This window comes from Roseicyclus sediminis (assembly GCF_025515305.1).
In the GTDB taxonomy this organism is placed as follows: Bacteria; Pseudomonadota; Alphaproteobacteria; order Rhodobacterales; family Rhodobacteraceae; genus Roseibacterium; species Roseibacterium sediminis.
This window is the reverse complement of sequence record NZ_JAOPHT010000005.1, coordinates 35291-56959: the sequence shown is the minus strand read 5'-3', so window position 1 is coordinate 56959 and position 21669 is coordinate 35291. Positions and strand designations below refer to the sequence as shown.

Below are 21669 nucleotides of genomic sequence, written 5' to 3'. Positions count from 1 at the left end.
CGGCCATCCATGTGCAAAGCTCGCCCGTGACCGGCACTTTGGAGCGCGGGATGGGCGAGGACATTTCGGGCAGAGGGGATCGGACGCAGGGGCCGCAGGCGATGCACCTGCCACCGCCCTGGTCGGGTCTCGGGCTCGGCCTGCAGGCCATGGCGCTCGGCCTCGCCGCGGGCGCGATCGCCGCCGTGACCTACTGGGCGATGATCGTTCTGCAAGGCGCGATCTGGGGGACGCTGCCCGACACCCGGTGGGTCATCCTGCCGGTCATGGTGGCCGGCGGCGCGGCGATCGGGCTGACCCGCCTGATGGCGGCCGGTCCCGACCTCGAAGCGCAGATCGCACAGGCCCGGGATCCGCAGGCCATCCATCGGCGCGAGGCGATCTGGATCGCGCTCGGCGCGATCTGTGCGGTGGCCTTCGGCGGCGTGATCGGACCGGAAGCGGGCATCCTCGCGGTGACAGCGCAGCTTTCGTCGATCGTTTCACTGCGTCTGGCGCGCACGGCTGCAAGCCGCCGAATGCTGGCAGAGGCCTGCATTTCCGGTGCTCTGGCCGGGTTCTACGGCTCGCCGGCGGGCGGGCCGGTCCATGCGGAACCCAGGGATACCGTCCCGAAACCCGTGTTGCTCGTTGCCGGTCTGGCGGGCTTCGTGGGCTTCGTCGTCGTGGCCGAAACGCTGATGCAGGGCGCGATCGCAATGATGCGGCTTCCCCGGTTCACCGCGGAAAGCACTGTCTGGGATGCGTTGACAGCATGCTTTGCCGGGGCCGCGGGCGCTGCCGCGGGCGCCGTCTTTCTTGTTTTTCGCAGCCGAGTCTCGGCGGTGTTGTCACGGTCCGTCGCGTCGCGGTTCTGGCAACCTGTCGCCGGGGGGGCAGCGGCTGGCCTTCTATGCACGCTCGCTCCGATTTTGCTTTTCTCCGGTCACAACGAGATCGGCGAGATGCTGCGTCTGGGCGCAGAGCATGGACCAGGCCTGCTGGTCCTGCTTGGTATCGGCAAGGCGCTCGTCTGTGCGGTTTGTGTGGCGAGCCATTGGCAGGGCGGCGTGATTTTTCCCATGTGCTTCGCCGGCGCCGCGGCCGGGGCAGCGGTGTTGTTTCTTCTGCCTTGGCTCGATCCGGTCCTCGGCGTCGCCGCAGGCATGTCCGCTGCCGCAGCAGTGGGCATGGCCCGCCCGCTGGTTGCCGGGGCGATCATGCTGTTCACCGTCGGCGGCGGATTGGCGGTTCCGGTTTTCGTTGGAACGCTTGTGGGGTGGTACAGCCTGCGGATCCTGCCGACCGCTCTCTCCGAAACCCATTGATGTGCGGCATCTCCTCCGGGCTTCGGCCACACGAACCATAAGCGAAGAGATCCGGACGCGGTTGCAAAGGAGGCTCCCCGAATGGGGCGTTGTGGATTCGTGTTTTGACCCCTCCGTGGGGGACAAGCCTCCATTCCGGAACATCCGCCCTCAGCGCAACGCAGCAAACCCGTGATCCGCGCCTTGGTGATGCGGGACCAGTCGCGGGCATGTTGAAAGGACCTATCCCTCTCGATCCGATTTCGCCTTCACCGCCCTGCGCACGAGCTTTCCGAAGGCGCGGTCCTTTTCACGGCGTTCCGCGAGGCTGGCGGAATTGAACGCGTCCTCCGCCTGCAGCTTGCGCCAGCGGTTGAGGCGGGCTGGATCGAGACTGCCGTCTTCGATCGCGGCCTGGACGGCGCAGCCGGGCTCGGTCTCGTGACGGCAGTCGGTGAAGCGGCAGCGGCCGGTCAGCGCTTCAATGTCCTCGAAGACATCGGCGATGCCGGTGGCGGCGTCGGTCAGCTGCAATTCGCGCATGCCCGGCGTGTCGAGCACAAGGCAGCCGCCGGGGGTCGCGTGCAGTTCGCGCCGGGTCGTGGTGTGCCGGCCCTTCGCGTCGTCCTCGCGGATACCCTTGGTGGCGATGGCCTGCGCGCCGAGGAGCGCATTGGTCAGCGTGGACTTGCCCACGCCGGAGGAGCCGAGGAAGGCGACGGTGCGGCCGGACTTGCACCAGTCGGTCAGCACCTGTGCCGGTTCCGCGCCGCGGGCGTCCAGCGCCACGACCGGAACCCGGTCCGACACGGCCTGCGCGGCGTCGACATAGGGCGCGGTATCTTCGGTGAGGTCGGCCTTGGTCAGGAGGATCACAGGGTCGATCCCGGCCTCGAAGGCGAGCGCCACGTAACGCTCCAGCCGTGCCACGTTGAAATCCGCGTTGCAGGACGTGACGACGAAGACCGTGTCGATGTTCGCCGCGATCAGCTGCACCTCGCGGCCCGTTCCCGGTGCGCGGCGCTTGATCAGGCTCTTTCGCTCCAGGACGCGGCTCGACCGGGGGCGCGCGCGATCGAGAAGCAGCCAGTCGCCCACCGTGGCTTCAGGCCCCGGCGGGATGGTCTCATCGATCCCGTCGCCCGCCACCTGCAACCCGCTGCGATGCACGGCGACGACCCGGACGGGGGGCGTTTCGGTCAGGGCGCCGGCGTCTATCTGGCTTGCGAAGGCCGGGCCCCAGCCCAGCCGCTCGAGCGCCGTGGGCTCTCGCCGTTGCGGTGTGCCACCGGGCAGGAAGGCGGAGTAGTCGCGGACCATGGGCCTACCAGAGTGCGGGATCGTCGAACGCGGCGACGCAGCGCGCCGGCCCGCGGAGCGGCGTCAACGGCGCGTCGGTCAGGGATTGGGCAATCCAGCCCTGCGGCTGCTGAAGCGGTTGCGGCGCCGGCAGGTCGGCTTCCGAGACGGAATTGAAACCGACGCGCCCGTAGAAGGCCGGATCGCCGTAGGTCACGGCGATGTCCACGCCCTCCTGCCGGAGCGCATCGAGGCCGTGGGCGATCAGACGCTGCCCAATCCCCTGACCTTGCCGTTCGGTCGCCACCGCCACGGGGGCCATCATGAAGACCGTGCGGGGATCGCCTTCGTAGGTGAGGCGCGTGAAGAAGATGCCGCCGAGAAGTGCGCCGTTCTCCCAGGCGGTGAAGACCCGCAGGTCCTCGGCGGGCGTTTCGGTGATCAGGCGGCGCGCGAGGGCGCCGATCAGCGCGCCTTCCTCCACGCCCTCGGAGGCAGTGAAGCTCGACGCGCAAAGGTCCGCGATCGCGTCCGCCTTGGTTTCGTAGTCTGCTGAATAGTCCATCGTCATGTCTCCGTCGGCGGGACCTGCACTGCCGTGCCGCGATTGATGATCGGCATCGCGCTGCCCGTCATGGCTTCTGCAACACGAGCATCTCGAAGCTAACGATCCCGTCGCAGGCTTGGTAGGCGGCAAGTTCAGCGCGCAGGTCGTCCGAAGCTGCATCGCTGCGCCAGACCATCTCGGAGAACGCCAGAACGCCCCAGCCTCGTGCGGGAGAGGCCCAGGCTCTCCGCCAGTTCCGGAATCCGCACCATCCGCCGCCTTGTCCGCTCATGCCCGTTCTCGAATGTTAAGGCCGTCCTAATGTGTGAAACTATAGACAGGTCAAGAAAAAAGCGGGGATGCAAACCGCCTTCGTCCGCGGCCCCGACATATTGGTTGCGGAATGCCTCGTCCGCTCTGGGTCGCAGCGGACGTTCACCTTGGGGCGCAGCAAACGACGGCTTCGGAACCCTTTGCGGACCTGGCGTGGCTCCGGCGGTCGCGGACGCAGCACAAGCCGGCCGAAACAGACAGCTGCGACGCGAAACGAAGGGCGGCCACTCCAGACGACCACAGCGAAATCCGTGCCCCCGATGTCCGGAGCGCGGACAAATCCGAGCATCCCGAGCGTTCGGTGACCCGTGCTTCGCCCTGACATCACCAACTTATCTCGGCGACACTGTAGGTGTAGTCTGGCCGTCAGATCCGTTTTGGAGAATCCCATGGTTAGGACCTTTGTGCTTATGGCCGCGATGACGGCGCTGGTGGGCGTCTTCGGGCTTTTTCTCGGTGGCGAAACCGGCCTCGCAGTTGCCCTCGTGTTCGCCTTCGGCATGAACTTTTTCGCCTACTGGAACTCCGACAAGGTCGTTCTCAGGATGCATGACGCGCGAGAGATCGATGCGCGATCGGCCCCGGACCTCTATCGCATGACGGAAGAGCTCGCTCGAAACGCGGGCTTGCCCATGCCGAAGCTGTTCATCCTCGAGACCGAGCAACCCAATGCGTTCGCCACGGGCCGCAATCCCGACAATGCCGCCGTCGCCGTGACGAGGGGCCTGCTCGGAAGCATGAACCGGGAAGAGGTGGCAGGCGTCGTGGCCCATGAACTCGCGCATATCAAGAACCGCGACACGCTGACGATGACCATCACCGCGACGCTTGCCGGCGCAGTCTCCATGCTTGCGAATTTTGCCTTGTTCTTCGGGGGTGGCCGCGATCGCCCGATGGGGCTCGTCGGTACGATCGCAATGATGATCCTGGCGCCCCTGGCGGCCGGCATGGTTCAGATGGCGATCAGCCGGACCCGGGAATACGAGGCGGACAAGGCCGGCGCGGCCATATGCGGCAACCCCTTGTGGCTCGCCTCGGCATTGCAGCGTCTGGGCCAGCTCTCGGGGCGTATCGACAACATCGCAGCCGAGCGCAATCCAGCGACGGCCCACATGTTCATCATCAACCCCTTGCACATGCAGGCCTACGACAGCCTGTTCGCGACGCATCCACCGGTCGAAAAGCGGATTGCGGCGCTTCGGGCTCTGGCGGGTCAAGAGACACGCAGAGCCGCCGACGGACCCTGGAGATAGCGGTCGCCGCAAAGCCGCCGTTCACCTTGGGACGGGAGCGACCGAGTGGCGGACGGAGCGGTCGCGCGCGTCCGCGGCGTGACGGTCCTTGCCGATCCAGGTGACACGGCACTGGCAGCACTGCACGGCACGCTCCCGTTCCGGGCAGCGGTCGCACCAGCCGGAGTGAGTGGCCCCGATCGAAAGCTGTCGTTCGGCACGCAACTGCATGGTCCGTCGAATGCGGATCTGGCCGACGACCGCGCTTTCGGCATGGGAATTCGTTTTTTTCACTCCCACTCCATCTCCTGGAACACGGCCTGAGCGTTCCGCCCTGCGAGCGCCTCGAACTGCTCCAGGTGGCGGAATGCGGACTGGTCCACCTCGACGGAGCCTATGATGTCGCCGCCGTCATCGATGTAGTCGCGCATCTCGTCTCGGAGGTTGACGAGGTAGTCGTAGGTTTCCGCTCGCGCGGTCTCCAGCGTGGTCGGACTGCCGTGCCCCGGGACCACGTGCAGCGGTTCGAGCGCGGCCAACGCCTCGAAAGCTTCGAGCCAGCCTGCGGAACTGGAGACATCCAGCACGCCAAGAAGCCGTTCGGTGAACACGATATCGCCCGCAAAGACGACCCGGTCCTCAGGTAGCCAGACAAAGGTGTCGCCTGGCGTATGGGCGGGGGCGGCATGGAAAACCTCGATGGTTCGACCCCCGATGTCGAGTTCCATGTGGTCCTCGAAAGTCTCGGAAGCGTAGACCGGTTCCGTGCCGGCAAGGCCTTCACCGATCAATTGGCTGAGCATGGTCATCTGCAGCGAGACGCGCGCCTGCTGATCCGCGACAGCCGCTTCTGCAGCAAGAATCCGGGCTCCGTGTTCTGCCCAGTATCCGTTGCCCATCCAACGGTGATCCTGACCGCCAGTGTCGATGACGAGCGTCACAGGCTGATCCGTCAGATTGCGGATCGCGGCGTGTAGCTGTTCGGCGCCCAGATAACTGCCGCCCGCGTCGATCAGAACTGCACCCTCGTCGGTTTCGACAAGGCCGAAAGTGGCGTTGTTGCCCAGGTTTTCCGGGCTGCGTTGGCCCTTGTCGCCTACGATGGCCCAAATGCCATCCGCCACGGGCACGCCTTGCAAGTCGGCGAGCGCCGGGCCGGTCAGGGCCAGCGCCACCACAGCGGCGAGCGAGGCATAAGTCCGGATCAAGGCATTTGGCATGGAGCGGCCATCCTTCGCAGTCATGGTTGAGGCGCCGCACGGCCGGATCGTCGTGATCGGGCCCTGCGGTGCGGGGGCGGCCTGTCTATTGCCGCGCAATCAGCGGCATCTTTCAGTCCAGGAACGGATCCGGGTTCCAACCCTTCAAAGGGCTCTCTTCCTCGCCCATTGTTCGGGCGATCTCGTGGGCGTGGACATCCGTGCCGCCTTCGCGTTCCAGAATCTCGATGGCCTCCTGCTCCTCGGCAGCGTCCTCGACAAACACCCAAAGGAGAATCCCGCCGTTCCGGAGGTTCTCTTCCATACGGTCGGCATGAGTCTTGCCGATTGCCTCGGCAATCACTGCGCCGAGGCCCGCGCCAACGGTTCCCCCGGCGGCCGCCGCCAGCAGGACCGCCGCCAATGCGCCTCCGCTGGCCACCAGCATCAGAGCGCCGCCCATCGCGCCCACATACATGGGAAGTCCGATGGCAACGGCTTCGGCCGCTTGCCGGTCCTCCTTGAAGACGAACGCGCTCTGGGGGATGCGAGGATCGTCCTCCATCAGCTCGACCGGCTCGAAATGATGGCCAAGCCTTTTCGCGACCGTTTCCTTGTCGCCCAGCAGGCTCAGCCGTCTTTCCGGAACACCGGCCTTCAGAAGCGCGTTCGCCGCTGCTTCGAGCTTTTCGGCATCGTGAAACACAGCGACGACCTCGCGCACTGTATTGCCGGTCTTTGGTGTAGCTTCGGACATTCCTTCCCCACTTCATTCTTGCATGTTGATGGACGAGATGAGTCGCCAGAGACTGTTCGGCCTTTGCGATCCACAAACTTTCGTGCTGAAACGAATATCGCTCATCAACTCGGCTCACCTTGACCCGCATCAAGAACGACCGATGTGGGAGCGCCGAAAACCCGAACGCTGACCTGGATCAAGGTGTCGTGCCAGAAGCACCTTAAATTATGCGAAGTGGGAAGATGGACCGGGGGGCAGTGTTGGTCGGGGATGCTGAAACGCTGTCCCGGATATGACCGTCAAACCTGATTGCACGAGCAATGAGCCTTTCAAGTCAACCTCGAGTGGGACGCCACCCGCCCGATGGGTGCGGGACGAAACCTAAGGCGAATATCTCGACCGGATCGCGCGTGCCATTCCCGCGCGGAATGCGGGCGGCCTGTCCCCGATCTGCCTTTCTTCATGCGTGCGGTGACTGCGCGATGCCTGTCGGCCGCTCGCCCCGACGCCATGCGAAATTGCGTGCGCGGACAGCCCGAAAGGCGATGCTGTTTGCCGAACCCCTGGCGAAGGGCGGCGCGCGGAAGGCCTGGGACCGTCCGCTGTCCTGGTCGGGATAGTCCGACATGCACAAGCCCGGCAACGAGGTATCTTTCTGGTCCGCCGTGGCCATGGGCATCGGCGCGATGGTGGGCGCGGGGATATTCGCGCTCCTCGGCCAGGCCGGCGCGATCGCGGGCAGCGCCGTCTGGCTCTCGTTTCTCATCGGGGGCTTCGTGGCACTGCTGAGCGGCTATTCGATAGGGCGGTTGGGCGCGCGCTACCCGTCCGCCGGCGGTGTCGTCGAATACCTCGTGCAGGCCTATGGCGTGGGCCGATTTTCCGGGACGATGAGCGTCATGATGTATCTGGGCTCGCTCGTGGCCGTGTCGCTCGTGGCGCGCACCTTCGGCGCCTATGCCAACGCCCTTCTTCCGGACGGATCGCCTGACTGGATGATTGAGGTCTTTGCAGCCGGGATCATCGTGACGTTCATGCTGATCAATCTCGAGGGCGCCCGCGCCATGGCGCGGATCGAGAACCTGGTCGTCCTGGTGAAGATGTCGGTTCTGATCGGCTTCGCGGCGATCGGGATGGCATTCATTTCACCGGACTACCTCTCGCCCGCCACCTATCCGCCGGTCTCGATGATCCTTTACGGCGTCGCCGTCACCTTTTTCGCCTACGAGGGTTTCCGCATCGTTGGCAACGCGGCGGAGGACATGCACGATCCCGCCCGTACGCTGCCGCGCGCGATCATGACGGCGATCGTGTTGGTGATGGCCGTCTACATCGCGATCGCCGTGAGCGTTTTCGGCAACCTGCCGCCGGATCGCGTCATCGCCGCGCAGGATTTCGCCCTGGCCGAAGCCGCGCGACCGATCCTGGGACAGACCGGCTTCCAGATCGTGGCCATCGCCGCGCTATTCGCCACGGCCTCGGCGATCAACGCGAGCCTCTATGCCGTGACCAACGTGACCTACCGCCTCGCGCGTCTTGGCGAACTGCCCAGCGCCTTCGGCAAGCCCATTGCGCACAGCAAGGAAGGGCTCGTGGTCAGCTCGGCCCTCGTCATCCTTTTCGCCACGGTTTTCGACCTGTCGCAGATCGCGGCCATTGGCGCCTTGTCCATGTTGATCATTCACCTGACGGTCCATGTCGGACACCTGCGCCTCATCAGGGCGACCGGGGCGGCACGGCCGCTCATCGTGCTGGCCATCGCTGCCAATGCGGGCGCGATCGTCCTGGGCGCGTATCACATCGCCGGAACATCGCCGCTTCTTCTGATGTGGATCGGAGCGTTCTTCGGCTTCGCCTTCGCGACCGAAATCCTGTTGCACTGGATGACCGATCGGGAGGTCAGGCGGCGCTACCGTTCTCACCCGGTTCGGCATCGATAGGCCCCCAGATGTAGCGGCAGGCTCAAAGCGGATGGAGACATGACCCGGAAAGTCAAACACTCACCCGTCCACGAGCATTCGGTCCTGTGGCTCTGGCCGATGGCGGCGGCGCTCGAGTTCGAGGGAAACTGGCGTGAGGACATCGAAGTCCGCAATCAGGCCGCTCGGGTTCGCCGCGGTCGACGGCCGCGCCCGTTGGCGGCGGACCTTCAGCAAAGGTGCAGCGCACGGCTATCTTGAGCTCAACGCGGACGCTTGCCGGGGCCGCGAAAAAGCCAGCCGCCAAGTCTTTTTCCGAGCCATTTCCCGCGACTCCCCACTTCTTTTTTGGGGGAGCCAGGTTCAACGCGCTCAGATCGTATCTCGCTGATCCACACTAGCCACGCCTCGTACCGCGGAAATGCCGAGTGCGGACTTCAAGCGAAGCTGGGCGCCTTGATGGGGCAGTTCACGGTCTTCGGATGTCCCTGCAGGTCGGCAGGCGGCCGAGACTACGGCACTATCTGCACCGTACCGCGCACCGTCTCGATTTCGGTAAGTGACTGGCTGTGCTGCCAAGCTCGCGCCATCCGGTCAAGGCCGGCGCGACCTTTGCAGAGATCGCAGAAACGGAAGGCACCTCCAAACGTCGCGTCCAGCAGATGATCGACCTTGCCTTCCTCGCGGCCGATATCGTTCGGGATGTGCTGGATGGAAAGCAGCCGATGGGCTTCACCTCGGATTGGTGTCTCCGGCATGAGATTCCCTCAGACTGGTCCGAGCAGCGGTCGCTAATCGCGTCTCTCTGATCCCTCCACACGCACACCTCGTATCGCGGAATTGCCCTGCGCAGACTACCGGACGAACGTCTGGCAGTACAAGGGCGTCAACACGATGCGGAAGGGCCGGATGGAGGAGCTGAGCCTGCATCCCACGGTGAAGCCCGTGCAGATGATCGCTGACGCCATCCGCGATGTCTCGGGGCGTGGCGAGATTGTCCTCGATCTCTTTGGCGGTTCTGGCTCGACGCTCATTGCTGCTGAGAAGACGGGCCGTCGCGGCTATCTTTGCGAGCTCGACCCGATCTATTGCGACCGGATCCTCGCCCGATGGGAGGCTTTCGCCAAGGATGAGGCCGAGCAGCTGGTTTGTGGCTGGGTGCCGCCGGCTATCCTCCAGGAGGCCGCGGAATGAAGGACGTTAAGAACAGCGGAGAGAAGGGCAGGGCGCTGATGCCTCGGCCGGGCTACGAGGTCGGATACGGCAAACCGCCCGAGGCAACACGGTTCAAGCCGGGTCAGTCCGGCAATCCGCGCGGGCGGCCGAAGGGTGCGAAGAATAAGCGGCCTGCGCTTCACGAGGAGCGCATGAAGGGTATCATCCTCGACGAGGCCTATCGTGGCATCCAGGTTCGGGATGGGGACCGCAACGTGACGATCCCAATGGCACAGGCCGTCATGCGCTCGATCGCGGTCAATGCCGCCAAGGGGCATGCGCGGGCACAACGCTTGTTCGCCGAGCTGCTCGCCTCAACGGAGAACGCCAACAAGGCTCTGCACGACGAATGGCTCGACGTAGCGATCACCTACAAGGTGGAGTGGGAGAAGGAACTGCGTCGTCGCGAGCAACTTGGCATCACGGACCTGCCCGACCCGTTGCCGCATCCCGATGACATCATCATCGACATGAACGAAGGGACGGCTCGTGTCGTCGGACCCGCAACGAAGGAGGAAAAGGCGGAGTACGACGAGTTCATGCGTCGTCGATACGACTTCCAGGCTGAGGTCGATGAGTTGCTTGAATACCGCAAGTCACTGGACGATCCACGAGAGATCGAGCGCGTTGACGAGGACATCCGGCGATCACGGCGCATCGTCGAGATCATTGACGGGCGGCTCGGGGCAAGACGGGGACCGTATTGAGCATGATGAGCGACATGACCACCGCTTCAATAACTGGAGACGCAAAGGGCGCCCTTTCTTGAAAAGCAGACGATCGCGCAATGTGCGTGACCCGTCCGTTATTCGCTTAAGCGGCCATTGACCTGATTGTGTCTGGGCGACTGCAACGCGGACAAAGCCGCCACTACGGAGATGTCTGATTTCAGCTTACAGCCGGTATAGCCAGTCACGAACCAACGCGTGGAATACCTCGGGTCTCTCCCGGGCTGGCGCATGGCCAGCGGTATCCAAGGCAGCCAGTGCCGCCCGCGAAATCCTGGCTCCATCACATCCATCATGTGGCGATGATCAAGCGTGCTCGGGGCTTTGATCAGATCAGTACGCGAACGCGCGACATTCGTGGACGCGATCACGGACCGATAGCCCCTGCATATACCGCAATTTTTCTGGGAAAGACTCGAATTGGAATGACGCGAATTCGGCTCAGTGTTCACGACTGTGCAAGTCGTTTCGCGCCGCGGCCAGAATGTCGCCAATCTCGTTGTAAAGCCCCGCGTGGCTTGTGCTGTTGCGCCAGGCTAGCGCGATCTGACGCGGTGTCGCGCCTGCCAGCGCGGTCAGTTGGAGATCATGCCCGCGCGCCACGCCACCATCACGTGCGAGATCGGGCAGAAGCGTTATGCCCAACCCTTCCTCCACCATCGCCACCAGTGTCGGCAGGCTGGTGGCCGAGAAGGATCCGCTTTCGCCAAGCGCTACGCCCGGCATGCTCGACAACGCATGCTGCTGCAGGCAATGCCCGCGTTCCAGCAACAACAGATCGCGGCCTTGCAGGTCCGGCCCTTCAACCAGTGAAAGGTTGGCCAAAGGATGCGCGCGCGGGGTGGCGAGCGAATAGCCATCCTCGAACAGCGGATGCGTGGCGATCTGCGGCGGCAGCTCATGCGGCAGCGCGATCAGGATCAGGTCGAGCCGCCCCTCGATCAGCCCCGCGACCAACGCCTCGGTCAGTTCCTCGCGCAGGTAGACCTTCATGCCGGGCTTGAGGCGGCGGATCATCGGCAGGGCATGGGGTAGAAGGAACGGCCCAACCGTGGGGATAGCCCCTAAGCGCAGCGTCGTTACACCCGCCTCGGCCTCGGATTTTGCGCGCGCCTCGAAATCGCCGACACGGACCAGGATATCCCGCGCCCGCTCGGCCAGGTCCCGGCCTACTGGCGTCATCAGGACCGAATGGGTCGAGCGTTCGGCGACCTGCACGCCCAACCGCGCCTCCATCTCTTTCAGGCCGGTGGAAAGAGTGGATTGGGTGACATGGCACAGCTCCGCCGCGCGGGAGAAATTCCCGGTGTCGGCCAGGGCCACAAGAAAGCGCATCTGCCGGAGCGTCGTCATCGGTTATCGAAAAAACAGATTACCGCTGTCTTGTAAATCAATTTCCAAGATAGCCGAGCAATCGTTACCTCGGGCTCATCGCAACCGCACGAACGGAGTGTCCCCGATGAACGCCATCACCCCAACCCAACCCACGACCTTGCCCCGTCTGAACGAGGCCGCGCCGGAGTTCGACGCGTTGACCACCCATGGCCGCAAGAGCCTCGCCGATTACCGCGGCAAATGGCTGATCCTGTTCTCGCATCCTGCCGACTTCACCCCTGTCTGCACGACCGAATTCATGGCCTTCGCCCGCCGCGCCGATGAGTTCGCCGCGATGAACACCGAGCTTCTGGGCCTGTCGATCGACAGCCACTACGCCCACATCGCCTGGGTCCGCTCGATCAAGGCGAGCTTCGGCGTCGACGTCACCTTTCCGATCATCGCCGATCTCGACATGGCCGTGGCGCGTGCCTACGGCATGATCCAGCCCGGCGCGTCCGACACGCAAGCCGTCCGCGCGACCTTCGTGATCGACCCCGAGGGTGTTCTGCGCGCGATGGTCTACTACCCGATGACCAATGGCCGCTCTGTCGACGAGATCCACCGCCTGCTGGTCGCGCTCCAGACCTCAGACACGCACAAGGTGGCCACGCCCGAGAACTGGCATCCCGGCGAAGACGTGATCGTGCCGACCCCGCAGACTACCGAGGCCGCCGAGGCCCGCATGGCTGAGGGCTACGATACCGCCGACTGGTATTTCTCCACCCGTGCCCTGTGACATTCGCTCAATGCTGAAAGGATCAGCCATGAAACTCGTCCCTCTCACCCTTGCGGCCCTTCTCGCCGCCGCGCAGGCCCTCGCGCAGCAGGGCCAGCCCGGTGCCCATTTCATAGAAAGCTGGGATGCGGATATGGATGGTATCGTAACCGTTGAAGAAGCCACCGCCCGCCGCGGCGATGTCTTTGCGATGTTCGACATGAACGAAGACGGTCTGCTCGATGCCGAAGAATACGTGCTCTTCGACGAAACCCGCGCGCTCGACATGGAAAACAACGGTGGCCACGGCCAGGGCGCGATGATGCGCGTATCCGAAGGCATGACGCTGCCCTTCAACGATGTCGATGCCGATGGTGCCGTCAGCCTGGAGGAGTTTCTTGCCCGGGTCACCACCTGGATTGCCGGCATGGACCGCGACGGAGATGGCGTCATCACGACCGCCGATTTCGGCCCGAACCGCGGCTGAGGGCACACTATCCGGTGCGCCCCGACGGGCGCACCGCCTATGAGCCAAGGGGGTTCATCCGATGGGACTGGAAGGGTTCGGGTTCAACCGCCTCAGGTTCCGCGACCTGTCCGAACAGGAGGTGCTGGCACTGGCCATCTCCTCCGAGGAAGATGACGCCCGCATCTACCGCAGCTACGCCGAACGCCTACGCGCCGACTACCAAGACAGCGCCGCAATGTTCGACGAAATGGCAGCAGAGGAGGACAGCCACCGCCAACGCCTGATCGAGCTGCACCGCGCCCGCTTCGGCGAGGTCATCCCGCTGATCCGCCGCGAACATGTCGCGGGCTATTTCGCACGCCGCCCCGTCTGGCTGGTCGAGAACCTGGGCCTCGACCGGATCCGGGACGAGGCCGCGGCCATGGAGCAGGACGCCGAAGCATTCTACCTCAAAGCCGCCGCGCGCACCGAAGATGCCGCCACCCGCAAGCTTCTGGGCGATCTTGCTCGGGCCGAGGCCAGCCACCGCGCCAGTGCCGACCGTGCCGCCGAGGCGCATCTGGATGCCGATGCCCGCGAGACCGAGGACGACCGCGCCCACCGGCAATTCGTGCTGACCTGGGTTCAACCGGGGCTGGCCGGGCTGATGGATGGCTCTGTGTCGACGCTGGCCCCGATCTTCGCCACCGCCTTTGCCACGCAGGACACCTGGACGACATTCCTCGTCGGGCTCGCCGCCTCGGTCGGGGCGGGCATCTCGATGGGTTTCACCGAGGCTGCCTCCGACGATGGGGAGTTGTCGGGCCGCGGCTCGCCGGCAAAGCGCGGTTTCGCCTCCGGCATCATGACGACGCTGGGGGGCCTTGGCCACGCCCTGCCATATCTCATCCCCGATTTCTGGACCGCCACGATCACCGCCATCATCGTGGTCTTCGTCGAGCTCTGGGCCATCGTCTGGATCCAGAACCGCTTCATGGACACACCGTTTCTGCGCGCGACCTTTCAAGTGGTGCTGGGCGGCGCGCTGGTCTTCGCGGCGGGCGCGCTGATCGGAGGCGGCTGAGGTGGGCTGCGCGCGGTCAGGCGGGCTCGATCTGCAAGATGCGGGCAAGGCCCGCGTTCTCCTCCACCAGGTCGGCCAGCGTCACGCCGTCGAGCGTGGCGAAGAACGCCTCAAGCGCGCGACCGATCGAGCCGCTCAGCCGGCAACAGGACGACAGCGGGCAAGTATTGGTCTCGCGGTCAAAGCATTCGGCAAGCGGCATCCCCCCTTCGAAGAGGCGAAAGACCTTGCCGACCGAGATCTCCTCGGGCGCGAGGCGCAACTTGAGCCCACCGTTCCTCCCCCGCACCGTGGTCAAGAAGCCGAGCCTTCCGAGCTGGTTGATCACCACGGCCAGATGCGCCTCCGAGGCGTTCACCGCGCTTGCGAGGTCATGCTTGCGCAGCACCTGCCCACGGTTGACCGCGCAGGCCATCAGCACGCGCATCGCCAGATTGGTTTTCGTCGTCAGCCGCATCCCGGCCTCCGTTCTTGCCCGTGCTCCGACATGGCGCATCGGCCCTCGCGGAACATTGACCCTGATCAATCCGCCGCGGCGCATCCCACGATAATGTATATTTGAAATGCGACGTTTTAGCAAGAAATCCCCCGACCCGGCGCAAGCACGCTTCGCGCAGGCCATCGCGCCCGAAGCGCCCGGCATCACGCGGGCCGCCGCGCTGACCGTCATCGCGGGCCTGGCCTGGCCCGCCATGGCCGCCGCGGTGGCGACTACCTTCGGGCGGCTGGTCGAGGGGCAGGCAGCGCCCTCCATCATCTGGGCGATGACCGGCCTGTTTCTTGCCGCGGGCGCTCTGCGCATCGGGGCCAACCACTGGGCGGCGGCGCGGCTCGACCACGCGGCCGACCACATCCTGGCCCGTGAACGCGCAGCACTTCTCACATCGCAGGACCGCCTCGCGCCGCGGGCCGAGCGGGCACCCTCGGCAGCGACGGCGGCCATGCTCACCGAAAAGCTGCCACTCCTGCGGCCCGCGATCCTGCGCCAACGCCCCGCGGCGCTGCGTGCCGCGATCCTGCCGCTCGCCTATCTCGCCTTTGCCCTGCCGTTCTCATGGGCCGTCGCCATGATTCTTGCCTTGGCAGGCTCCCTGATCCCCGTCTTCATGGCGCTCGTCGGCATGGCCGCGCGCGAGGCGAGTGAGCGGCAGATGGACGAGATTGGCTCGCTCTCGGGGCTGCTGGGCGAACGCCTCTCGGCACTGACCGATATCCGCCTGCTGGACGCGCGCGGGCGCATGAGCGCCGAATTCGCCGACCGGGCCGAGGGGCTGCGCGCCCGCACCATGGCCGTGCTGCGCGTCGCCTTCCTGTCGTCCACGGTGTTGGAACTCTTCTCGGCCATCGGGGTGGCGATGGTCGCAGTCTATGTCGGTTTCGCGCTGTTGGGAGAGATTCCGTACGGCGCATGGGCCAAGCCGCTCACGCTCAGCGAGGGGATCTTCCTCCTGATGCTGGCGCCCGAGTTCTTCCAGCCGCTCCGCGACCTCGCCGCGGCCTGGCATGACAAGGCGGGCGCGCTCGCTGTCACGGGGGAACTGGCCGAGACCGAAGCCAAAAACGCTGCCGAGATCATTGGTACTGGCGGGGCCGACGGTCCCGCGCCGAACGCGCCGACCCTCACCCTGACCGGCCTGCAACTCGGCGCGCTGGCTTTCCCCGACTTGACGCTTAGACCGTGCGAGGCTGTGGCCCTGACAGGCCCGTCGGGCAGCGGGAAGTCGACGCTTCTGTCCCTGATCGGCGGCCTCGAGACGCCGGATCGGGGCGAGATCATGATCGACGGGGTGCCGCTTTCGGCTACCACTGCGGATGGGTGGCGCGCCCGGATCGCCTGGGTGCCGCAGGCCGCACAGATGCTGGCTGGTCCGCTGCGGAAAACGCTGACGCTCGGCCGCCCGACCCAACCGACCGAAGCTGAGATCGATTCCGCGCTCGCCCTCGCCTCGGCCTGGGATATCGTCGCCCGCCTTCCGGGCGGCCTCGATGCAGAGCTAGGCGAAAGCGGTGGCGGCGTTTCGGGTGGTGAGGCGCGGCGGCTGATCCTGGCGCGTGCGGCCCTGTCGGGTCGGCCCGTGTTGCTTGCGGACGAGCCGACAGCCGACCTCGACGCCGCCACCGCCGCCGAGGTCATCGCGGCGCTCATGGCGCTCAAGGCCGGCGGTGTGACCGTCATCGTGGCGACCCATGACGCAGCGCTTGCGGCTGCGATGGACCGTCGGGTCGCCCTTGCGCCACAGGCGATGGAGGGGGCCGCATGAGCCCGCTCTGGCGCATCGCACGTGCCATATGGGGCGAGGAACGCACGGCGCTAGCCCGCGGGCTGGCCCTGTCGGTCATTGTGCTTCTTGCGGGGGCGGCCCTGCTGGGGCTGTCTGGCTGGTTCGTGACCGCCACGGGGGCCGCAGGGGTGGCGGGGATCGGCATCGCCTTCGACGTCTTTCGCCCCTCGGCAGGCGTGCGGATGCTGGCACTAGGCCGCACCGCCGCACGCTATGGCGAGCGCATCCTGACCCATGACGCGACCCTGCGCTCATTGGCGCGCCTGCGCCTGCGGGTGCTGGATGGGCTGTCGATGCAACCTGTAGAAACGCTGGCCCGGCTGCGCAGCCCGTCGATGCTCAACCGAGTTACGGCGGATGTGGACGCACTGGACGGCGTGGCGATCCGGTTGGTCTTTCCGATCCTCGCCGGGGGGGTCACACTCGTCGCGGCGGGCGCCTTGCTGGTATGGCTGGTCGCGCCGGTCGTCGCGCTTTGGGTCGTCGGTACGTTGGCCACGGGCGCGGCGCTGGCCATGATCGTAGAGGGACGCCGCGCCATCGCACCGGCTGCCGAAGCCGAGGCGGCCCGGCAGGCGCTGCGAAGTGCTGCAGTCGAACACCTGCGCGCGCGCGCCATCCTGACCTTCGCCGGGTCGCTCCTGTCCGAACGGGCGCAGGTCCTCGCGCACGACGCCGCGGCGCGGACCGCCGAGCGCAGGCTAACGCAGCTCGACAGGCGCGCCGCGACCATGGCCTCGGGCAGTGCAATGCTCGCCGCGGCGGGGGCGCTGGCGATCGGTGGGCAAATGGCGCTTGAAGAGGCGATCACTCCTGCCGCCGCAGCCATCGCGGTCTTCGCGGCCCTCGCCCTGGCCGAGGCGCTCGCGCCCCTCCATCGCGGCATCGCCGAGATCGGTCGGATGCGCGACGCCGCGGCGCGGCTGGCACCGACCCTCGAAGCGCGGCAGGACCCGCGGTCAAGTGTCGGCCATGTCGGAGAGGTCGAACCGGGCCTCAGCCTACGGGGCGTCTCCGTGGCTGCGCCCGGCTCGGCGACAGCCCTGATACGGCCGATCGACCTGCATGTCGCACCCGGCGAAATTGTCGCCCTGACCGGGCGGTCGGGCCGTGGAAAATCGACGCTGCTTAACGCCATCTCGGGCCTTGCGCAGCCGCTGTCGGGCACGATCCTGCTGGACGGCAGCGCCCCTGATGACCTGTCCGAGGGCACGTTGCGGGCCCGGCTTGGCTACCTTCCGCAGGCCAGCCGTCTGGTGTCCGGAACCATCCGCAGCAACTTGAGGCTGGCCGCGCCGGACGTGACCGACGGCCAGATGCAGACCCTGCTGACCGATCTGGGCCTCTGGCCCGCGCTCGCGCCTCGCGGTGGGCTCGACATGGCGCTTGGCGAAGGTGGCACGGGCCTGTCGGGGGGCGAGGCACGGCGCGTGGCGCTGGCCCGCGTGATTCTGCGCCACCCCGCGATCCTGCTGCTCGACGAGCCGACCGAAGGGCTGGACCCGAACAGCGCTAACGGTGTGCTGGCCACGATCAAGTCCCACCTGCCGAACGCCGCCGTCCTGCTTGCGACGCACCGAGACACCGACCTCTCGGCCTGCGACAGAAAGTTGACGATAAAAAGCATATCTTGAATATATCTATTTGATCCAGATCAAGGCCGCCCCTGCCCGCCCCCTTAGAACGGCAGCCAAACCCGGGGAGGAGTGCCCCTTCGGAAAGACAAAAGGAGACGGAGACATGGAACTCGACGTGGTCGAACTGTCGCGACTGCAATTCGCGATGACCGCTATGTATCACTTCCTCTTCGTGCCGCTCACGCTGGGTCTGTCGATCATCGTGGCGATCATGGAGACGGTCTATGTGATGACCAACCGCCCGATCTGGCGGCAGATGACGAAATTCTGGGCCACGCTCTTCGGCATCAACTTCGTTCTCGGCGTCGCCACCGGCATCACCATGGAATTCCAGTTCGGTATGAACTGGAGCTACTACAGCCACTATGTCGGCGATATCTTCGGTGCGCCGCTCGCGATCGAGGGGCTCATGGCCTTCTTCCTCGAGGCGACCTTCGTGGGCCTGATGTTCTTCGGCTGGGACAAGATGTCGAAGACGGCCCATGCCGTCGTCACTTGGCTCGTCGCCATCGGCTCGAACTTCTCGGCGCTCTGGATCCTCATCGCCAACGGCTGGATGCAGAACCCGGTCGGCGCGGAATTCAACCCGATGACCATGCGGATGGAGATGACGTCGTTCTTCGACGTGCTCTTCAACGAGGTCGCGCAGGCGAAGTTCGTTCACACCGTCAGCGCGGGCTACGTCACCGCCTCGGTTTTCGTCCTCGGCGTCTCGGCCTGGTACCTGCTGAAGGGCCGCCACACAGAGCTTGCCCGCCGCTCCATCGCGGTCGCGGCCAGCTTCGGGCTCGCCTCGGCGCTGTCGGTCGTCGTGCTGGGCGACGAGTCGGGCTATTCGGCCACCCATTCCCAACAGATGAAACTCGCCGCGATCGAGGCGATGTGGGAAACGGAAGAGGCCCCCGCCCCCTTCACCGCCTTCGGGTTCCCCGATCTCGAAACGCGCGAGACGCATTACGCCGTCCACATCCCCTGGGCGATGGGCCTGATCGGCACGCGTTCGCTCGACACCGAGATCCCGGGCATCAACGACCTGGAGCAGCGGGCCGAAGAGCGCATACGCTCGGGCATCATCGCCTATGACGCACTGCAGACGATCCGCGCGGAGGGCGAGGCCGCCGACCCCACCGTCACTGCGACCTTCGAGGAGCACTCCGCCGATCTCGGCTTCGCCTTCCTTCTGCTGCGCTACATCGACGATCCGCGGCAGGCGACGGACGACCAGATCACGCTGGCCGCCGAGGACACGATCCCGATGGTCTGGCCGCTGTTCTGGGCCTTCCGCCTGATGGTCGCGCTCGGCTTCGCCTTCATCGGGATGATGGCCTACTTCTTCTATCGCGCGTCGTTCCGTGGCATGCGGTTCCCCCGCTGGGCGCTCTGGGGCGCGGTCGCGGTGATCCCCGCGCCCTGGATCGCGGCCGAACTCGGCTGGTTCGTCGCCGAATTTGGACGCCAGCCATGGACGGTCGACGGCGTGCTGCCCACCGCAATGTCGGTCAGCCACCTGGGCGCGGCCGAGCTTCTGATCACGCTGGCGGGTTTCGTCACCTTCTACTCGGTCCTGTTCGTCGTCGAGATGGGCCTGATGGTGAAGTACATCCGCAAGGGCCCCTTCCTCGATGTCGAAGAAACCGACGCCTGGATGGCCCGCCACGAACACCGTTTACGCACCCATGACGGCAACGTGCCGGGTGCCATCGCAACCCCCGCGGAGTGACGGACATGACCCTTTACGATCTCATCTCCTACGATGTCCTGCGAGTCATCTGGTGGCTGCTTCTGGGCGTGCTTCTGATCGGCTTCGCTCTGACGGACGGCTTCGACATGGGCGTCGGCGCGCTCCTGCCCTTCGTAGGCCGGACTGACACCGAACGGCGCATGGTCATCAACACTGTGGGCCCCGTCTGGGAGGGCAACCAAGTGTGGTTCATCCTCGGCGGCGGCGCCATCTTCGCCGCCTGGCCGCCGCTCTACGCGGTCAGCTTCTCGGGCTTCTACCTTGCGATGTTCGTCGTCCTGGCGGCCTTCATCGTCCGGCCCGTGGCGTTCAAGTACCGCTCCAAGCGGGTCTCGCCCGCCTGGCGGTCGGCCTGGGACTGGGCGCTGTTTGCCGGTGGCGCGGTACCCGCGCTGATCTTCGGCGTGGCGGTCGGCAACGTGTTGCAGGGCGTTCCATTTCACCTGACCGACACGCTGTACCCGATGTATGACGGCACGTTCCACGCCAAGTTCCTCGGGCTTCTGAACCCCTTCGCGCTGCTCGTGGGCGTCGTATCGCTTTCGATGCTGCTGACCCATGGCGCAGCCTGGCTGGGCCTGAAGTCCGAAGGCGTGATCGTAGAGCGCGCGAGGCGCATCGGCACCATCACGGGGATGCTGACCATGGCGGGCTTCGCCCTGTCGGGGCTGTGGCTGGCCGTGGGGATCGAAGGTTATGCCTTCGCTGGCGATGTCGTCACCGACGGCCCATCGAACCCGCTGATGTCCGAGGTCATACGCACCGACAGCTGGTTTGCCGCCTATGCCGCGCGGCCTTGGATCGCGCTCGCGCCCATGCTGGGCTTCCTCGGCACCGCCATGGCCATCCGCGGCCTGCGGTCGGGCTCCGAGGTGAGCACGCTCTTGTGGTCCAAGCTCGGTATCTTCGGGATGATCTCGACCGTCGGCCTGACGATGTTCCCCTTCATCCTGCCCTCGACCGTGGATCCGAATAGCTCGCTCACAGTCTGGGACAGCTCCAGCTCCCACCTCACGCTTTTCATCATGCTTGTCGTGACGGCGATCTTCATGCCGATCATCCTTGCCTACACCGCCTGGGTCTACCGGGTGCTCTGGGGCAAGGTGACCGAGGCCGATGTCACCGCCAACTCCGACACCGTCTACTGAAGGAGACCCATCATGTGGTATTTCGCCTGGCTTCTCGGCCTTCCGCTCGCCGCGATCTTCGCCGTCGTCAACGCCATGTGGCTCGAGATGCGCGAAGACCAGATCCTCGCCGAAGAGCACGAGGACTGACTCCCGATCCCGAGACAACTTCGATCATCCCTTCGAAGTTCCCTGGGGGCCGTGCCCAATCACGGATCACGGCCCCCTCTTTTCCATTAAACGCCGCGCGCTACCGGCGCGACCTCGCGGATCAACATTCTGGAGAAACCAATGAAAAACCTTCTTGCAACTGTCGCCCTGGCTGCCACGACCCTCACCTCCGGCATGGCCGCCGCTCAGGACGGCCCCGACCTCGTGACGATCATCACCTCTCCCGAGCCCCAGACGCAGCTGATGGCCCTCGTGCTGACCTTCCAAGCCGCCCAACAGGGCGCGAACGCGCATATCATGCTCTGCGGACCGGCCGGTGACATCGCACTGAACGACGCGCCCGAAAGTGCCACCGCGGGCCAGCCTCCGCGTGACATGAGCCCACAGGGCCTGATGCAGGTGATCCGCGCGCAAACCGGTGCCACGGTCGAGGTCTGCGCGATCTACCTGCCCGGGCGCGGCGAGGACGCCTCGGTGCTGCTTGACGGCATCGGCGTGGCCGCACCCGACGCGATGGCCGCACGCCTCATGGATGCCGATACCCGTGTCCTGAATTTCTGATCCCCCAGCCGGCTCGGTCGCCCGCCACA

At 65.6% G+C, this 21669-nt stretch carries 23 protein-coding genes; 14 read left to right on the top strand and 9 right to left on the bottom strand.

Features of this window, described 5'->3' with window-relative positions:
- Positions 1–149: 149 nt before the first annotated feature.
- The gene (locus tag N8I71_RS09035; RefSeq protein WP_262877643.1) at positions 150–1307 is read left to right on the top strand and encodes a chloride channel protein; all 1158 of its coding nucleotides are present in this window, start codon (positions 150–152) and stop codon (positions 1305–1307) included.
- Between the two features lie 222 nt (positions 1308–1529).
- Here the strand turns inward: N8I71_RS09035 and rsgA are convergent, their stop codons facing one another.
- From rsgA to N8I71_RS09020, 3 genes are all read right to left on the bottom strand, one after another.
- Positions 1530–2606 carry a ribosome small subunit-dependent GTPase A gene (gene rsgA, locus N8I71_RS09030; protein WP_262877642.1) on the bottom strand — a complete coding sequence of 359 codons (1077 nt, stop codon included), beginning with the start codon at positions 2604–2606 and terminating at the stop codon, positions 1530–1532.
- 4 nt (positions 2607–2610) lie between these two features.
- Positions 2611–3150, bottom strand: a complete 540-nt coding sequence (locus tag N8I71_RS09025; protein WP_262877641.1) for a GNAT family N-acetyltransferase — start codon at positions 3148–3150, stop codon at positions 2611–2613.
- Between the two features lie 67 nt (positions 3151–3217).
- Entirely contained in the window at positions 3218–3424 is a 207-nt protein-coding gene (locus N8I71_RS09020) for a hypothetical protein (RefSeq protein WP_262877640.1), read from the bottom strand.
- 430 nt (positions 3425–3854) lie between these two features.
- On the opposite strand from N8I71_RS09020, the gene htpX reads away from it, so the two are divergent.
- Complete coding sequence (htpX, locus tag N8I71_RS09015; RefSeq protein WP_262877639.1) at positions 3855–4718, top strand: zinc metalloprotease HtpX; 864 nt, start codon at positions 3855–3857, stop codon at positions 4716–4718.
- Positions 4719–4739: 21 nt separating this feature from the next.
- Here the strand turns inward: htpX and N8I71_RS09010 are convergent, their stop codons facing one another.
- The 3 genes from N8I71_RS09010 to N8I71_RS09000 all read right to left on the bottom strand — a co-directional run bounded on the left by N8I71_RS09010 (position 4740) and on the right by N8I71_RS09000 (position 6653).
- Positions 4740–4991 carry a hypothetical protein gene (locus N8I71_RS09010; RefSeq protein WP_262877638.1) on the bottom strand — a complete coding sequence of 84 codons (252 nt, stop codon included), beginning with the start codon at positions 4989–4991 and terminating at the stop codon, positions 4740–4742.
- Positions 4988–5941, bottom strand: coding sequence for an MBL fold metallo-hydrolase (locus tag N8I71_RS09005; protein WP_262877637.1), 954 nt, complete (start codon positions 5939–5941; stop codon positions 4988–4990). The genes N8I71_RS09010 and N8I71_RS09005 overlap by 4 nt, the downstream gene beginning before the upstream one ends.
- A gap of 88 nt (positions 5942–6029) precedes the next feature.
- Entirely contained in the window at positions 6030–6653 is a 624-nt protein-coding gene (locus N8I71_RS09000) for a hypothetical protein (RefSeq protein ID WP_262877636.1), read from the bottom strand.
- A 608-nt stretch (positions 6654–7261) separates the two neighbouring features.
- On the opposite strand from N8I71_RS09000, the gene N8I71_RS08995 reads away from it, so the two are divergent.
- Positions 7262–8575: an APC family permease gene (locus tag N8I71_RS08995; RefSeq protein ID WP_262877635.1), complete on the top strand. Its 1314-nt coding sequence runs from the start codon at positions 7262–7264 to the stop codon at positions 8573–8575.
- A gap of 491 nt (positions 8576–9066) precedes the next feature.
- Here N8I71_RS08995 and N8I71_RS08990 read toward each other — a convergent pair whose 3' ends face one another.
- Positions 9067–9312 (bottom strand): hypothetical protein, encoded by a 246-nt coding sequence (locus N8I71_RS08990; RefSeq protein WP_262877634.1) that lies wholly within the window; start codon positions 9310–9312, stop codon positions 9067–9069.
- Positions 9313–9394: 82 nt separating this feature from the next.
- Between N8I71_RS08990 and N8I71_RS08985 the strand changes: the two genes are divergently transcribed.
- Together N8I71_RS08985 and N8I71_RS08980 are read left to right on the top strand one after the other, a co-directional pair.
- The gene (locus tag N8I71_RS08985; RefSeq protein WP_262877633.1) at positions 9395–9748 is read left to right on the top strand and encodes a site-specific DNA-methyltransferase; all 354 of its coding nucleotides are present in this window, start codon (positions 9395–9397) and stop codon (positions 9746–9748) included.
- Positions 9745–10476 (top strand): DUF5681 domain-containing protein, encoded by a 732-nt coding sequence (locus N8I71_RS08980; RefSeq protein WP_262877632.1) that lies wholly within the window; start codon positions 9745–9747, stop codon positions 10474–10476. Before N8I71_RS08985 ends, N8I71_RS08980 begins: the two co-directional genes overlap by 4 nt.
- A gap of 462 nt (positions 10477–10938) precedes the next feature.
- Here N8I71_RS08980 and N8I71_RS08975 read toward each other — a convergent pair whose 3' ends face one another.
- Positions 10939–11850 (bottom strand): hydrogen peroxide-inducible genes activator, encoded by a 912-nt coding sequence (locus N8I71_RS08975; RefSeq protein WP_262877631.1) that lies wholly within the window; start codon positions 11848–11850, stop codon positions 10939–10941.
- A 106-nt stretch (positions 11851–11956) separates the two neighbouring features.
- Here N8I71_RS08975 and N8I71_RS08970 point away from each other — a divergent pair, with 106 nt between their 5' ends.
- From N8I71_RS08970 to mbfA, 3 genes are all read left to right on the top strand, one after another.
- Positions 11957–12610: a peroxiredoxin gene (locus N8I71_RS08970; protein ID WP_262877630.1), complete on the top strand. Its 654-nt coding sequence runs from the start codon at positions 11957–11959 to the stop codon at positions 12608–12610.
- Between the two features lie 28 nt (positions 12611–12638).
- A complete protein-coding gene (locus tag N8I71_RS08965) occupies positions 12639–13076 on the top strand; it encodes an EF-hand domain-containing protein (RefSeq protein WP_262877629.1) in 438 nt (145 codons plus the stop codon).
- A gap of 61 nt (positions 13077–13137) precedes the next feature.
- On the top strand, positions 13138–14121 hold the full coding sequence (gene mbfA, locus N8I71_RS08960) for an iron exporter MbfA (RefSeq protein WP_262877628.1): 984 nt from the start codon (positions 13138–13140) through the stop codon (positions 14119–14121).
- 16 nt (positions 14122–14137) lie between these two features.
- On the opposite strand, the gene N8I71_RS08955 is transcribed toward mbfA, so the two are convergent.
- Positions 14138–14578: an RrF2 family transcriptional regulator gene (locus N8I71_RS08955; protein ID WP_262877627.1), complete on the bottom strand. Its 441-nt coding sequence runs from the start codon at positions 14576–14578 to the stop codon at positions 14138–14140.
- A 106-nt stretch (positions 14579–14684) separates the two neighbouring features.
- Between N8I71_RS08955 and N8I71_RS08950 the strand changes: the two genes are divergently transcribed.
- The 6 genes from N8I71_RS08950 (at position 14685) to N8I71_RS08925 (ending at position 21640) form a co-directional block, all read left to right on the top strand.
- Entirely contained in the window at positions 14685–16382 is a 1698-nt protein-coding gene (locus N8I71_RS08950) for an ABC transporter ATP-binding protein/permease (RefSeq protein ID WP_262877626.1), read from the top strand.
- Positions 16379–18037, top strand: coding sequence for a thiol reductant ABC exporter subunit CydC (gene cydC, locus N8I71_RS08945; RefSeq protein ID WP_262877625.1), 1659 nt, complete (start codon positions 16379–16381; stop codon positions 18035–18037). The genes N8I71_RS08950 and cydC overlap by 4 nt, the downstream gene beginning before the upstream one ends.
- Positions 18038–18143: 106 nt before the next feature.
- Positions 18144–19760 carry a cytochrome ubiquinol oxidase subunit I gene (locus tag N8I71_RS08940; RefSeq protein WP_262877624.1) on the top strand — a complete coding sequence of 539 codons (1617 nt, stop codon included), beginning with the start codon at positions 18144–18146 and terminating at the stop codon, positions 19758–19760.
- 5 nt (positions 19761–19765) lie between these two features.
- Positions 19766–20929, top strand: coding sequence for a cytochrome d ubiquinol oxidase subunit II (cydB, locus tag N8I71_RS08935; protein ID WP_262877623.1), 1164 nt, complete (start codon positions 19766–19768; stop codon positions 20927–20929).
- Between the two features lie 12 nt (positions 20930–20941).
- Positions 20942–21058 carry a cytochrome bd-I oxidase subunit CydX gene (gene cydX / locus N8I71_RS08930; protein ID WP_262877622.1) on the top strand — a complete coding sequence of 39 codons (117 nt, stop codon included), beginning with the start codon at positions 20942–20944 and terminating at the stop codon, positions 21056–21058.
- A 141-nt stretch (positions 21059–21199) separates the two neighbouring features.
- The gene (locus tag N8I71_RS08925; RefSeq protein ID WP_262877621.1) at positions 21200–21640 is read left to right on the top strand and encodes a hypothetical protein; all 441 of its coding nucleotides are present in this window, start codon (positions 21200–21202) and stop codon (positions 21638–21640) included.
- The last annotated feature ends 29 nt before the right edge of the window (positions 21641–21669 follow it).